The following is a 13,401-nucleotide window of genomic DNA, read 5'->3' on the forward strand; positions in this document are numbered from 1 at the left end:
TGGTCAGCGGGCGGTGAGACGACGGATCGCCTCGAGCGGGAGATGCAGCCACGAGGGACGGTGCCGTGCCTCGTAGACCACCTCGTAGACCGCCTTGTCGAGCTCGTAACCGCGCAGCAGGACGTCGGAGTCCCGCGGATCCGTGCCCGAGGCAGCCGCGTAGCCGTCGCAGAAGGCGGCGCAGTTGCGTTCGGCCCACTCCCGGGCCCGGAACTCCCGCTGCGACTCCACCGCCGTGCCCTGTTCGGATTCACGGATCGAGTGGTGCGCGGCGTAGTCGAACGACCGCAGCATTCCCGCCACGTCCCGGAACGGACTGTCGGGTTTGCGGCGCTCCTCGAGGGACTTCGCGGGTTCGCCCTCGAAGTCGATGAGCAACCAGCGCTCCGGGGTGCGCAGCACCTGCCCGAGATGCAGGTCGCCGTGGATGCGGTGCACCGGAACCTGACCCTGCGCCGCGACCTCCTCGAACCGGGCCCGGACCGCGTCGGTGAGTTCGGCGAGCTCGGGGACCTCGGCCGCTGCACCCTCGAGACGGCGGATCATGCCCTCGGCCAGTTCGGCGGCGGCGCGCTCGTCGGTGCCGAGCGCGGAGCCGAGATGGGCGTGCACATCCGCCACGGCCGCACCGATGCGATGGGATTCCCCAGCGAAGTCGGTGCCCACCTCGTCGGCGCGCAGGTCTCCTTCGAGGAGCAGGTCCCGGACACTGCCGAGCGCCATCGACCAGCCGTCGGCCGAGTTCGCCGCGAAGTCCTGCACCATCGCCAGCGTGGTGCGGACCCCGTCGACCTCCGCTTCGATCCACGCCCGGATCGGGGCGATCGACCGGCACCCGTCCTCACCGAGTGCGAGCGGCAGCTCGACGTCCGGATTGATGCCGAGCGTGAGCCGACGGAACATCTTGAGCAGCAACTTCTCTCCGAGGACCACGGAGGTGTTGGACTGCTCCGCGCTCAGCGCACGCCCACGCAGGCCCGGTTCGATGACCGCGCCCGGCGCGGTGTGGAGCTCCACCGCACCGGCGGGGGTGCCGCTCGCCAGATTGCGCGAGTACCGGTCGAGGATTTCCTGATCGCGGAGGCCGTCGTAGACGTGCAGGCCGTGGTCGTGGGAATCGTCGGGACCGACCACACTCCACGACTGCAGTTCCTCGGGGAGATGAGGACGGAAGCCGAGGGGCACCTGATAGATCTGGTCCGCCGTCGAGTCGAACGAGACCTTCACGATCACGTGGTCGGCGCCGAAACCGGGCTCTTCCACGAGCGGATGACGCAGGACGACACCGATCCTGGTGACGGTGTGGCCCTTGGCCGCGAACCATCGCTGGTGCGGCATCCACTCGCGCAGGTCCTCGACGAGCCGTTCGTCCGGGTAGAGCTCGTTGTTGGTCGTCACGGCCGCACCGCCGCTTCCGCTTCGCTGCTCACCGGGTGTTCGCCCGGTCCCTCCTTCGACGGATCGGGTTGCAGGGCGAACCAGAAGAATCCGTGACCGGGCAGGGTGATCATGTAACCCTCCTCCGTGATCGTCGGAAACGGGACGGACCCGGTCAGCTCCACCGGGATCCACCCGGCGAAGCGCGACAGATCGAGGACGACCGCCTGCGGATAGCGCGACAGGTTGTTCACGCACAGGATGACGTCGCTGTAGTTGCGTTCCGGGCCGGGCGACATCTCGCGCAGGTAGGACAGGATCGCGGGATTCGCGCTGCCGAGTTCGGTGAACGAGGCCTTGCCGAAGGCGGGATGCTGCTTGCGGACCTGGATCATGCGACGCGTCCAGTGCAACAGCGAGTTCGTCGAGTTCATCTGCGATTCGACGTTCACCGCCTGGTACCCGTAGGTGGGATCCATGATCACCGGCAGGTACAGCCGGCCCGGGTCGGCGCGGGAGAAACCCGCGTTGCGGTCGGGGGTCCACTGCATCGGGGTCCGCACCGCGTCGCGGTCGCCGAGCCAGATGTTGTCGCCCATGCCGATCTCGTCGCCGTAGTACAGGACGGGGGAGCCGGGCAGGCTCAGCAACAGGGCGGTGAAGAGCTCGAGCTGGTTGCGGTCGTTCTCCAGCAACGGCGCCAGACGACGACGGATGCCGATGTTGGCGCGCATCCGCGGGTCGGTGACGTACTCGGCATACATGTAGTCGCGTTCCTCGTCCGTCACCATCTCGAGGGTCAGCTCGTCGTGGTTGCGGAGGAAGATGCCCCACTGGGCGGTCTTCGGGATCGGTGGGGTCTGGGCGAGGATCTCCGAGATGGGGAAGCGGTTCTGCCGCCGCACCGCCATGAAGATGCGCGGCATCAGCGGGAAGTGGAAGGCCATGTGGCACTCGTCGCCGATCTCGGGTTCGCCGAAGTACTCGACGACGTCGGTGGGCCACTGGTTCGCCTCCGCCAGCATCACCCGGCCGGGATATTCGGCATCCATCACCGCACGGCACTTCTTGAGGAAGGCGTGCGTCTCGGGGAGGTTCTCGCAGTTGGTCCCCTCGCGCTCGAACAGATAGGGGACCGCGTCGAGGCGGAACCCGTCGATGCCGAGATCGAGCCAGAAGCGCAGGACGTCGAGCATCGCGTCCTGCACTTCGGGGTTGTCGTAGTTCAGGTCGGGCTGGTGGGAGAAGAACCGGTGCCAGTAGTACTGCTTGCGCACCGGATCCCACGTCCAGTTCGACGTCTCGGTGTCGACGAAGATGATGCGGGCTTCCTGGTACCGGTCGTCGACGTCCGACCACACATAGAAGTCGCCGTACGGACCGTCGGGGTCGCTCCGCGATTCCTGGAACCACGCGTGCGTGTCGGACGTGTGGTTCATGACGAGGTCGGTGATGACGCGGATACCGCGTTTGTGCGCCTCGTCGAGGAAGATGACGAAATCCTCGACCGTGCCGAATTCCGGTAGCACGGCACGGAAGTCGCGGATGTCGTAACCACCGTCGCGCAGCGGTGAATCGTAGAAGGGCGGCAGCCAGATGCAGTCGGCGCCGAGCCACGCGATGTAGTCGAGTTTCTCGGTCAGCCCCCGCAGGTCGCCGGTGCCGTCGTTGTTCGAGTCGTTGAAAGCGCGGGCGAGGACCTCGTAGAACACCGCGGTCTTGAACCAGTCCGGGTCCACGGGCAGGCTGCGCGCATGGGCGAAGTCCTCGGCCCGGCTCTCGACGAGATGACCGTCTTCGGTGTGTTCGTATTCGGGTACTCGGTCGGACGGATCCGGCATGGCACCTCCGTGCTCGTCGCGTCGCAGGATGGACTCGCCCCAGAATGCCCCGGCGGACGGATTTCCACACCCGTACCGGACGGAACGCTATGTGAGTGCACGTGTGCGCCGATACATTGGCGGGCATGACTGCGAACCGGCCCGAAGGGCGGGTGGCCGAACTGTGCACCCGCATGCGTTCGTTCATCGACGACGAGGTGATTCCTCTCGAACCCGTCCTGAGCCGCCACGACGACAAGGCTGCCGAGGCGCTCGCCGGTCTGAAGGACAGGGCGAAGGAACTCGGGCTGTGGGCACTGGGGCATCCCGAGGAGATGGGCGGGGGCGGGGTTCCCTTCCTCGACTTCGTCTACCTCAACGAGATCATCGGACGCTCCGAGTACGGTCAGCTCGCGGTGGGATCGGTGTCCATGCAGGACGCCCTGATGATCCAGCGGCACGGCACCGCCGAACAACGCGAGCGCTGGATCCCCGGGCTCGTCTCCGGCGACATCCTGCCCTCCGTCGGCATGACCGAGCCGGACGTGGCCGGATCCGACCCTGTGCTCGTGCAGACCACCGCCCGGCTCGAGAACGGCGAATGGGTGATCGACGGACACAAGTGGTTCACCACCGGCGCCGCGCAGGCCGGCTACTGCACGGTCTTCGCCCGGACCGAACCCGAGTCGACGCCGCTGCACCGCAGCATCAGCGCGATCATCGTGCCCATCGACACCCCAGGACTCGAGATCGTGCGGGCGATCCCCACGATGGGGCACGACCCGAGCGATCACTACGAGGTGCGGTACGACGGTGTGCGGGTTCCCGAGGAGAATGTGCTCGGCGAACGCGGCAACGGCTTCGTCGTCGCGCAGGACCGGCTCGGGCCGGGACGGATCTTCCACTGCATGCGGTGGCTCGGCCAGGCCCAACGAGCCTTCGAACTCATGTGTGCCCGCGCCAACTCGCGCTTCGCCCACGGATCGCTGCTCGCCGAGAAGGGTGAGATCCAGCGCTACATCGCCGAATCCGCCGCCGACATCCAGGCCGCCCGTCTGATGACGCTGGACGCCGCGCGGGTGATGGATGCGGGGGAGGACGCCCGGGTCCGGATCGGACTCATCAAGTTCCGCGGCGCGCAGATACTGCACAATGTCGTCGATCGTGCGATCCAGGTGCACGGGGCGCTCGGTCTCACCGCCGACACGCCGCTCGAGGGGATGTACCGGCGGGCGCGCTACGCCCGTATCTACGACGGCCCCGACGAGGTGCACCGGATGTCCACGGCACGGCGGATGCTGCGCGACCCGGAACGCGTGCCGTGGCGGTAGACCGCCGGCCGTTCGTGATCGGTCCGATCGGCTCCCCGCCCTAGGGTCTTTCGGCACGCCGGGAGGCGGGTGCAAGTATGTGGCGTGGCATCGGGGGAGGTCGGCAACAGGGAGCGGTCGAGCGGCGCACGGCCCGAGGGACGATGGCGCTGTTCGATCGACGACGTGGCGCGCAGGATGCGCGCCGAATCCGCGTGTCTCGACGGCACCCTGAGCCTGATCACTTCGTCGGCCGTCGAGTTGATCCCGGGCGCCGAGCAGGCCGGGATCGCGGTGCGCACGTCCGGTCTGTGCTTCGAATCCCGCGCCGCGACCGGGCCGCTGCCGAGCGTGGTCGACGCACTGCAGCGGGAAGCGGGCGACGGCCCCTGCGTGGAGTCGATGCGGGAGCGCAGGACGATTCTCGTCACCGACATGCGATGTGAGAGTCGTTGGCCTGCAGTCTCTTCCGGATCCGCGGCCGCCGGTGTCGGATCGGCGTTGGTGCTGTGCCTGTACACCGGCGAGGTCCACGGAGCACTGCACGTGCACAGTTCCCGTGCGGAAGCGTTCGACGAACACAGCGTCGATGTGGGCACGAGCCTGGCGACCCACGCGGCGATCGCGCTGGTCGCCTCCCGCCAGGAGGAACAGTTGCGCGACGCACTCGCGTCCCGCGACGTCATCGGGCAGGCGAAGGGCATGCTCATGGAACGCTTCGCGGTGGGCGCCGACGACGCGTTCGTCCTGCTCCGGAAGCTGTCCCAGGAACGCAACGTGCCCCTGCGACGAATCGCGGGGCACGTGGTCGACGCGGGGCGGTGAGGTGTCTACGCCAGTTCGGGCGGGAAGCCTCCCGTGGCCACCGGACCCCAGCGGGTCGGGGTGATCCGGATCAGCGACTTGCCCTGATCACGCATGGCCTGCCGGTACTCGTCCCAGTCCGAATGTTCACCGGCGATGTTGCGGAAGTACTCGACGAACGGTTCGACGTCGTCGTGGGCATCGACCACCTCCGCGGTTCCGTCGACCTGCACCCACGCGTCGTTCCAGTCGTCGGACAGCACGACGACACCGACCTCCGGCCGGCTGCGGGCGTTGCGGGTCTTGGCGCGCCGGGGATACGTCGCGATCACGATGCGGCCGCTGTCGTCGACGCCACCGGTGACGGGGGAGGCCTGCGGTGTGCCGTCGTCGCGCTGCGTCATGAGGATCATCCGGTGCCGGGGCCGGACGAAGTCCAGCAGTTCCTCCAGGCCGACTGCGGTGTTGGTGGCGATCTTGCGGGCCATTCACGTTCTCCTGTTCCGAAGGGTCACGACTCGAGGAGCGCCGCGAGTCGCGCGAGGTCCTCTTCCACCATGCGCGTGTCGCGGTCGAACTCGTCGTCGGTCAGTTCGATCTGCCGGACGGTGAAGACGACCTCGGCACCGTCCGGGTGGGGGAGTACCCGCATCGGGTTGTACACCGTCGTCCCCGACGGCAGTGTCACCTCGTGGTCGAGCACCCCGTAGTCGTTGGCGCCGACGAACCGCACGGTGACCTCGCCCATCGGGGACTCCGCGACGAGGGTGTTGCCGACCCGCCGTACCTCGCTCCGCGCCAGGCCGGCCGCCCACTTCGGCAGGTTGTCGGGATCCGCGGCGAACTCGTAGACCCGGCGCGGTGGGCATCGGACGACCCGAGAGACATGGCGGCTGCGGACGACATGCGTGCTCATGCTCGCAACATTAGAAGTTCGAAAGCTCGATCGCCGACGGAAATCGGCTTCCCGTTTGCCGCACGCACACCGGTTTCCGAGGCGCACACTGGAAGTGTTCGAACCATCCGAAGGAGGCCCGGGAGCCTGCGCCGGGTTCTTCTCCTCCGAAGGAGCCGGCGGATGTCGTACACCGAAGACGACCCCAACGAAATCGCGGTCCCCGTTCACAGAGGCGCCCACATCGCCGACCCCGGACCTCTGGGTCTGGCAGCCTTCGCCCTCACGACGTTCATCCTGTCCTGCGCCAACGCCGGGTTCGTCTCGGCGGAGGCGGAAGCCGCCGTCTTCGGGGTGGCGTTGTTCTACGGCGGTCTCACTCAGCTCGCCGCCGGAATGTGGGAGTTCCTGAAGGGCAACGTCTTCGGGGCGACGGCCTTCAGCTCGTACGGGGCGTTCTGGTTGAGCTTCTGGTATCTGGTCACCTACACCGCCGAGGAGATGGGTGCCGAGCGGCACGTCGGGGTGGGCATCTTCCTGCTGGCCTGGACCATCTTCACCGTCTACATGTGGTTCGCCAGTACCCGGATCAGCGCGGCTCTCTTCGTCACCTTCTCGGTGCTCCTCGCCGCCTTCGTCTTCCTCACTCTCGGAGCGCTGCTGGAGCAGACCGGTCTGACGAGGGTCGGTGGTTATTTCGGGCTCGTCGCTGCCGCCGGTGCCTGGTACACCTCCGCTGCCGGGGTGCTGAGCACGACCTTCGGGCGTGTCGTCCTGCCCACGGGCCCACGCTGACGAGGCGCCTCTTCGTCCCCACACCGGGGGTGGTTTGACAGGCGCATCGGCCGTCCTGGTACAGTCCGGAGCTATGCAGCGTGCATATTTCTGGTTTAGCAGGCCGGCCCGGGGTGGGTCGGTCGGCGTGACCACGCGCTGACTTCTTCACCTACGAGCCGGATCCAGACCGGCTCGTCGGAATCTCAGGTTCTCTCGGGTCGGAATCCGCACCACCGAGAACAGGAACCATCGATGAGCTCCAGCACCGGAACCGCGACCAGCGGAATCTCCACGTCGAATCTCGACGAACAGCGCACCGTCAAGGTCAGCCCCCTCGTCGCACCCTCCGAGATCCGTGCCGAGTACGCACCCGACGCCGTCGTCGCAGCGACCGTCCGCTCGGGTCGCGCCGGCACCGTCGACATCCTCAACGGAGCCGACGACCGCCTCGTCGTCGTGGTCGGCCCCTGCTCCGTGCACGACCCCGCCGCCGCGATGGACTACGCGCGCCGCCTGGCCGCCAAGGCCGAGGAATTGCGCGACGACCTGCACGTCGTGATGCGCGTGTACTTCGAGAAGCCGCGCACCACGCTCGGATGGAAGGGCCTGCTCAACGACCCGCACCTCGACGGCACCTTCGACATCAACACCGGCCTGCGCATCGGCCGCAAGCTGCTGCTCGACGTCTCCGGTCTCGGCCTGCCCGTCGGCTGCGAGTTCCTCGACCCGATCCTGCCGCAGTACTACGCCGACCTGGTCACCTACGGAGCCATCGGCGCTCGCACCGCCGCGAGCCAGGTCCACCGCCAGCTGTGCAGCGCGCTGTCCATGCCCGTCGGCATCAAGAACTCCACCGAAGGTGACGTGCAGGTCGCGGTCGACGGCACCCGTGCCGCAGCGGCCAGCCACGTCTTCCCCGGCACCGACCTCGACGGTCAGGCTGCGCTCATCGAGACCGTCGGCAACCCGGACTGCCACGTCATCCTGCGCGGTGGTAGCGCGGGACCGAACTACGACGCCGAGACCGTGGCCGACACGATGGCCCGCCTGCGCAAGGCCGGTCTGCCCGAGCGTGTCGTCATCGACGCGAGCCACGGCAACAGCCGCAAGGACCACAACAAGCAGGTCGACGTCGTCACCGATGTCGCCGAGCGCATCGAGGCCGGCGAGAAGGGCATCGTCGGACTGATGCTCGAGAGCTTCATCGAGGCGGGACGTCAGGACCTGACCCTCGGCGAGGCCGACAAGCTCGACTACGGCAAGTCGATCACCGACGCGTGCATCGACTGGGACACCACCGCCGCGCAGCTCGACCGCCTCGCGCAGGCCGTGCGCACCCGTCGCGGCTGAACCGTCTGCGGCGCGAAGGGCCGGCGGAGTCGTCAGCGATGGCGAACCGCCGGCCCTCGTCGGTCCGGTAGCGTCGTTTCCATGGCTACGAACAGGTTGTCGATCGTCGTGCCGGCCCACAACGAGGAGCGTTACATCGCGCAATGCCTCGCGGCGCTGCTCGCCCAGAAGTCGGAGATCCACGAAATCCTGGTCGTGGACAACAATTCGACCGATCGCACGGCGCAGATCGTCGAAGCCATCGCCGCCGGCGAGCCCCTCGTGCGACGGATCGTCGAGTCACGGCCGGGTGTCGCATTCGCGCGTAATGCCGGATTGGACGCGGCCACGGGAGATCTCATCGGACGGATCGATGCGGACACGCGGGTTCGTCCCGGCTGGGCGCACACCGTCCGCAGCTTCTTCGCCCGCGACGACACCGCCGAGGTGGGAGCGATCAGCGGACTCAGCAACTCCTACGATTCCCCCTACCGCAGGCTCAAACAGTGGTACATCGACAAACGGGTCGCGCAAGGAGCATTCGGCGGGGAACGGCGGATCGATAATCTGCACGGCGCGAACATGGCACTGCGACGGTCCGCGTGGGAACGGGTCCGCGACGCCGTCAGTACCGACCCGAAGATCCACGAGGACATCGACCTCGCACTGTGTCTCCGCGAAGCGGACATCGAGATCGCCCAGCTCACCGAACTGTTCGTCGACGTGTCACCGCGCCGCGCCTACACACCGCCGAGCGAGTACGCGGCCTACATCCAATCGGGCATCGACACTTTCGAACTGCACGGCAGACTCACGCCGCAGATCCGCAAACTCGTTCGCCTGCAGTCGTGTCTCCACGTGATCGCGTATGCGGCATACCGGCCCTACGATCGCGAGCTGGGCAGGTTCACCCTCCGGCGAGCGATCTTCGGCTCGCGCGGACGCGCCATGCCCATCGACATGCAGGAGCGCACGACATCTCCGTGAGAACCGCGCCCTGTCCGCGGCGCTGCGACAACGGCGCCTTGTCCGCGGCGCTGCCGACGAAGGTGGCCGGGACGCCGCAGGGCGTCCCGGCCACAGCCGTGGGAGGTGCTCACCTCGTGTCTGTCACTTCAGGGGCGTGAAGTCGCGGCTGCCCAGATAGGGCGGACGCGGCTTCGACGCGGCGAACGGTTCGACAAGCGTGTTCTCGACGCTGTTGAACACCACGAACAGGTTCGAACGCGGGAACGGCGTGATGTTCCCGTTCGAACCGTGCATGCAGTTCGAATCGAAGACCGTCGCCGAGCCCGCCGGGCCGGTGAACGTCGCGATGCCGTGCTCGGCCGCCAGCCGGGTGAGGGTGTCCTCGTCGGGCGAACCCGTCGGCGGAACATGGGTGACCAGCGACTCGCGGTAGTAGTCCTCGGGCGTCTCGCCCGCGCACGAGACGTACGTCCTGTGCGAACCCGGCATGATCATCAAACCGCCGTTGTAGCCGTAGTTCTCGGTCAGAGCGATCGAGATGCTCAGGGCACGCGGCTTGGGCATGCCGTCCTCGGCGTGCCACGTCTCGAAGTCCGAATGCCAGTAGAACGGGCCTCCACGGAAGCCGGGCTTGACGTTGAGCCGCGACTGGTGGACGTACACATCGGATCCCAGCAGTTGCCGTGCGATACCGACGATCTCGGGCCTGCGGATGATGGAGTCCACGAGATCGCTGAGCCGGTGCACGTCGAAGACCGAGCGGACATCGCCGCTGCCCTGTTCACGGACCACACGGTCGTCGTCACCGAGCTCCCGGCCGAGTCGTGCGGTCTCCTCCAGGAGGTTCCCCACATCGTGTGCGGCGAGAAGCCCTTCGGCGGTGTGGAACCCGCGGCGGTCGTATTCGACCACGGCCTCGGCGTCGAGCGGCCCGCCGGTAGCCGAACCCCAGACGACGGGATCCTTCCTCTCGACGGACTCGCAGGCGGTGCGACCGCGGGTCGGATAGTCGTCGCGAACGATCGTGCGCATAGCTCGTAGATCACCCTCTCGAAAGTCGATGACGGTTCGCTTCCGACGTTCCCACTGAAAATGCAGGAATGCAAGCCGGGCTCCGGCATGTCCGCGTGCCGGCTCCTCGCCCAAAGCTCCTGGTCGAATCGAGTTTTGTTCCGGAACCGGCCGGGTATGCGGCGGCGTCGCGACGGTCGGCAGCCGCGAGCGTCAGCGGTGTTCTCGGTATGCGCGAGGGGTGTTTCCGGTCCACCTCTTGAACGCCCGGCGGAAGGCGCTCGGCTCGGAGAAGCCGAGCCGGGACGACAGATCGTCGACCGCTTCACCGCGTCTCAGACCCGCGATCGCGAGGTCGCGGAGGACCTCCTCGCGCAACTGCCCCAGCGACGTGCCCTCCTGGCGGAGCAGCCGGCGCAGATGGGGAGGGCTCACCGCGAGCCTGCCGGCGATGTCCTCGGCGGTCGCCGTCCGGCCTTCGATGCCCGACTCGAAGATCCGCCGAACCTGGGACGATACCGTCGACTCGTACTCACGTTCGGAGAGAATGAGATTCGGGGAATCGCGCAGGTACTCCTCGAGTGATTCCTCGGTCTGCACGAGTGGCGACTTCAGCGCGGCATTGTCGATCTCGAGTGCGGCCCGTCCCGCGCCGAAGGTCACCGGCACACCGAAGATCGCGTCGTAACTGCGGGCCAGGACGGGATCGGGTTCGGTGTACGGCAGGAAGACCGATTCGAGGGGGACGCGCCCGCCCACCAGCCACGCGGCGAAGCGGTGCAGCAGCATGAGAAGGAAATCCACCACCACGCGGGTCTTGTCGTCCACGACCTCCGGCAGTTCCACCTCCAGGAAGGTGGTGGACGCCCCCGGGGTCAGGCTCAGTTGCGGCAGGGACCGGATGACATGGTTCACCTCGATCATCCGTTGCAGAGCGTGGTCGAGATCGGGTCGGTGGATGAGGGTCAGGCACATCACCCGGAAGGTGCCGCGGGGCACGGGAGCTTCTGCGATGCCGAAGAGTTCGTCGTCGGTGATCTGCCAGACCACCTGGGTGAAGCGACTGACCTGGGCGGGCGTGAGCCGGGCATGGGGATGGGTGAGGACCGCGCGGCTGATGCGCGCTGCCTCGAGTGCCGGTTGCAGATCGATGCCCTCCTCGGCTCCCACCCGTACCGCTCGGGACACGAAGTCCGACGGGATGGTCGGTCGCAACATCTAGCGTGCCTCCTGCAATCCGTTCAGGCGTGCCACCGCTTCGGTGAGCACCTCGTCCCGTTTGCAGAACGCGAAGCGCACCAGATGGTTCCACGACGCAGTGTCGTCCACGAAGACGCTCACCGGTACCGCGGCCACCCCGATACGGCCCGGAAGTTCCCGGCAGAAGGCCACCGCGTCGGTCCGGCCGAGGGGTGTCAGATCGGCACACACGAAATAGGTTCCGGCGGAGTCGAACACCCTCAGACCGGCTTCGGAGAGTGCGTGGGACAGGAACGTTCGCTTGCGTTCGAGATCGGCGCGCATCGACGCGATCCACTCCTGTTCGTGCGTCAACGCATGTGCGACCGCCGGTTGGAAGGGCGCCCCACCGACGAACGTCATGAACTGTTTCGCGGCGCGCACCCCGTCGATCAGCTCGCGCGGGCCCATCGCCCACCCGATCTTCCATCCGGTGACGTTGAAGGTCTTGGCGGCACTCGAGACCGTGATCGTCCGTTCGGCCATGCCGGGCAACGATGCGAGCGGGATGTGCGTACGGCCGTCGAAGACCAGATGCTCGTACACCTCATCGGACAGCACCAGCAGGTCGCGTTCGCAGGCGAGCTCGGCCAGGGCGGTCAGCGCTTCACGGTCGTAGACGGTGCCGGTGGGATTGTGCGGGCTGTTGACGACCAGCATCCGTGTCCGGTCGGTGACGGCGGCGCGCAGGGCGTCGACGTCGAGCACGAAACCGTTCCCGGAACGGGTCAGCGGCACGGTCCGTCGCGTTGCGCCGGCGAGCGCCACCGAGGCCGCGTACGAGTCGTAGTACGGCTCCGTGAGGAGCACCTCCTCGCCGGGTTCGACGAGCCCGAGGATGGCGGCGCTGATTGCCTCGGTGGCGCCGACGGTGACGAGTACCTCGGATTCGGGGTCGTGGTGCAGGCCGTACCGCGCGGCGCGGTCGGCGGCGACGGCCTCGCGCAGGACCGGCATGCCGGACCCGGGCGGGTACTGGTTGACCCCCTCGGCGATGGCGCGGCGGGCGATCTCGAGCATGGCGGGCGGACCGTCGACGTCGGGAAAGCCTTGCCCGAGGTTGATCGCACCGTGCCGGACGGCGAGTTCGGTCATCTCGGCGAAGATCGTCGAGGCGAACGGTCGTAACCGGGAGACCGTACGAACTCGTCCCGAAGTCGTCGAATCAGCCATTCCTGCAGCGTAGCGCCCGCGGTGTCACATCCGTGCGGCCTGCCTCGTCTCCATGATGTAGGCCACCTCGAACCGGCGGAGTATCCGTCGGTCGCACCGGAAGGACACCGTCATGGCACGACTCGAAGCCGTCGCTCCCGACCGCACCGGTCCGATGACCCGTGCGATGTATGCGCTCGCCCGCCGCAGGTTCGGTTCGGTCCCCGAACCCTTCGCGGTGACGGCGCACCATCCGAGGTTGATGCGTACGAGCGGAGTCCACGAGATGCTCGCCCAACGCGCCTCCACGGTCCTGCCCGCCGCGGTCCGGGAGATCGCGGTCTACCGCGTGGCGTGGACCGTCGGATGCTCGTGGTGCATCGACTTCGGCACGATGCTCCAGCGGCTGGACGGACTCGACACCGAACGACTCGCCCACATCGCCGAGTACGAGACCTCCGATCTCTACAGCGACGACGAGAAGGCCGCGATCGCGTACGCCGACGCGATGACCGGCGACGTGGCGAAGGAGGTCACCGACGAACAGGTCGCCGACCTCGAACGTCGTTTCGGGCCGGCGGGCGTCGTCGAACTCACCTATCAGATCGCGCTCGAGAACATGCGTGCGCGCATGAACTCGGCGCTGGGCATCCACGATCAGGGATTCAGCACAGACGCCTGCCGGGTGCCGTGGGCCGACGAAGCCGGGAACGCATGA

At 67.4% G+C, this 13,401-nt stretch carries 13 protein-coding genes; 6 read left to right on the forward strand and 7 right to left on the reverse strand.

What is annotated here, in order from left to right; all coding sequences use genetic code 11:
- Positions 1-3 precede the first annotated feature (3 nt).
- The gene (locus AC0LPE_RS04050; RefSeq protein WP_490606307.1) at positions 4-1,338 is read right to left on the reverse strand and encodes a maltokinase N-terminal cap-like domain-containing protein; all 1,335 of its coding nucleotides are present in this window, start codon (positions 1,336-1,338) and stop codon (positions 4-6) included.
- A 56-nt stretch (positions 1,339-1,394) separates the two neighbouring features.
- Positions 1,395-3,218 carry a maltose alpha-D-glucosyltransferase gene (gene treS, locus AC0LPE_RS04055; protein ID WP_490605647.1) on the reverse strand — a complete coding sequence of 608 codons (1,824 nt, stop codon included), beginning with the start codon at positions 3,216-3,218 and terminating at the stop codon, positions 1,395-1,397.
- A gap of 125 nt (positions 3,219-3,343) precedes the next feature.
- Here treS and AC0LPE_RS04060 point away from each other — a divergent pair, with 125 nt between their 5' ends.
- Both AC0LPE_RS04060 and AC0LPE_RS04065 read left to right on the forward strand, forming a co-directional pair.
- Positions 3,344-4,528 carry an acyl-CoA dehydrogenase family protein gene (locus AC0LPE_RS04060; protein ID WP_490605648.1) on the forward strand — a complete coding sequence of 395 codons (1,185 nt, stop codon included), beginning with the start codon at positions 3,344-3,346 and terminating at the stop codon, positions 4,526-4,528.
- An 84-nt stretch (positions 4,529-4,612) separates the two neighbouring features.
- Positions 4,613-5,332, forward strand: a complete 720-nt coding sequence (locus tag AC0LPE_RS04065; RefSeq protein WP_490605649.1) for a GAF and ANTAR domain-containing protein — start codon at positions 4,613-4,615, stop codon at positions 5,330-5,332.
- Between the two features lie 5 nt (positions 5,333-5,337).
- Here the strand turns inward: AC0LPE_RS04065 and AC0LPE_RS04070 are convergent, their stop codons facing one another.
- Together AC0LPE_RS04070 and AC0LPE_RS04075 are read right to left on the reverse strand one after the other, a co-directional pair.
- On the reverse strand, positions 5,338-5,799 hold the full coding sequence (locus AC0LPE_RS04070; RefSeq protein WP_229567249.1) for a PPOX class F420-dependent oxidoreductase: 462 nt from the start codon (positions 5,797-5,799) through the stop codon (positions 5,338-5,340).
- 23 nt (positions 5,800-5,822) lie between these two features.
- Complete coding sequence (locus AC0LPE_RS04075) at positions 5,823-6,227, reverse strand: SRPBCC family protein (protein ID WP_490605650.1); 405 nt, start codon at positions 6,225-6,227, stop codon at positions 5,823-5,825.
- Positions 6,228-6,389: 162 nt separating this feature from the next.
- On the opposite strand from AC0LPE_RS04075, the gene AC0LPE_RS04080 reads away from it, so the two are divergent.
- The 3 genes from AC0LPE_RS04080 to AC0LPE_RS04090 all read left to right on the forward strand — a co-directional run bounded on the left by AC0LPE_RS04080 (position 6,390) and on the right by AC0LPE_RS04090 (position 9,299).
- Entirely contained in the window at positions 6,390-7,001 is a 612-nt protein-coding gene (locus AC0LPE_RS04080; RefSeq protein ID WP_490605651.1) for an acetate uptake transporter, read from the forward strand.
- A 234-nt stretch (positions 7,002-7,235) separates the two neighbouring features.
- Positions 7,236-8,333 (forward strand): 3-deoxy-7-phosphoheptulonate synthase, encoded by a 1,098-nt coding sequence (locus AC0LPE_RS04085; RefSeq protein WP_490605652.1) that lies wholly within the window; start codon positions 7,236-7,238, stop codon positions 8,331-8,333.
- An 81-nt stretch (positions 8,334-8,414) separates the two neighbouring features.
- The gene (locus tag AC0LPE_RS04090) at positions 8,415-9,299 is read left to right on the forward strand and encodes a glycosyltransferase (protein ID WP_160873776.1); all 885 of its coding nucleotides are present in this window, start codon (positions 8,415-8,417) and stop codon (positions 9,297-9,299) included.
- Positions 9,300-9,422: 123 nt separating this feature from the next.
- Here AC0LPE_RS04090 and thpD read toward each other — a convergent pair whose 3' ends face one another.
- The 3 genes from thpD to AC0LPE_RS04105 all read right to left on the reverse strand — a co-directional run bounded on the left by thpD (position 9,423) and on the right by AC0LPE_RS04105 (position 12,704).
- Complete coding sequence (thpD, locus tag AC0LPE_RS04095) at positions 9,423-10,313, reverse strand: ectoine hydroxylase (protein WP_159416623.1); 891 nt, start codon at positions 10,311-10,313, stop codon at positions 9,423-9,425.
- Positions 10,314-10,505: 192 nt separating this feature from the next.
- Complete coding sequence (locus AC0LPE_RS04100) at positions 10,506-11,510, reverse strand: AraC family transcriptional regulator (RefSeq protein WP_026061800.1); 1,005 nt, start codon at positions 11,508-11,510, stop codon at positions 10,506-10,508.
- Positions 11,511-12,704: a pyridoxal phosphate-dependent aminotransferase gene (locus AC0LPE_RS04105; RefSeq protein WP_490605653.1), complete on the reverse strand. Its 1,194-nt coding sequence runs from the start codon at positions 12,702-12,704 to the stop codon at positions 11,511-11,513.
- A gap of 112 nt (positions 12,705-12,816) precedes the next feature.
- On the opposite strand from AC0LPE_RS04105, the gene AC0LPE_RS04110 reads away from it, so the two are divergent.
- Positions 12,817-13,401, forward strand: coding sequence for a carboxymuconolactone decarboxylase family protein (locus tag AC0LPE_RS04110; RefSeq protein WP_026061798.1), 585 nt, complete (start codon positions 12,817-12,819; stop codon positions 13,399-13,401).

This window comes from Rhodococcus sp. S3, from assembly GCF_058211795.1.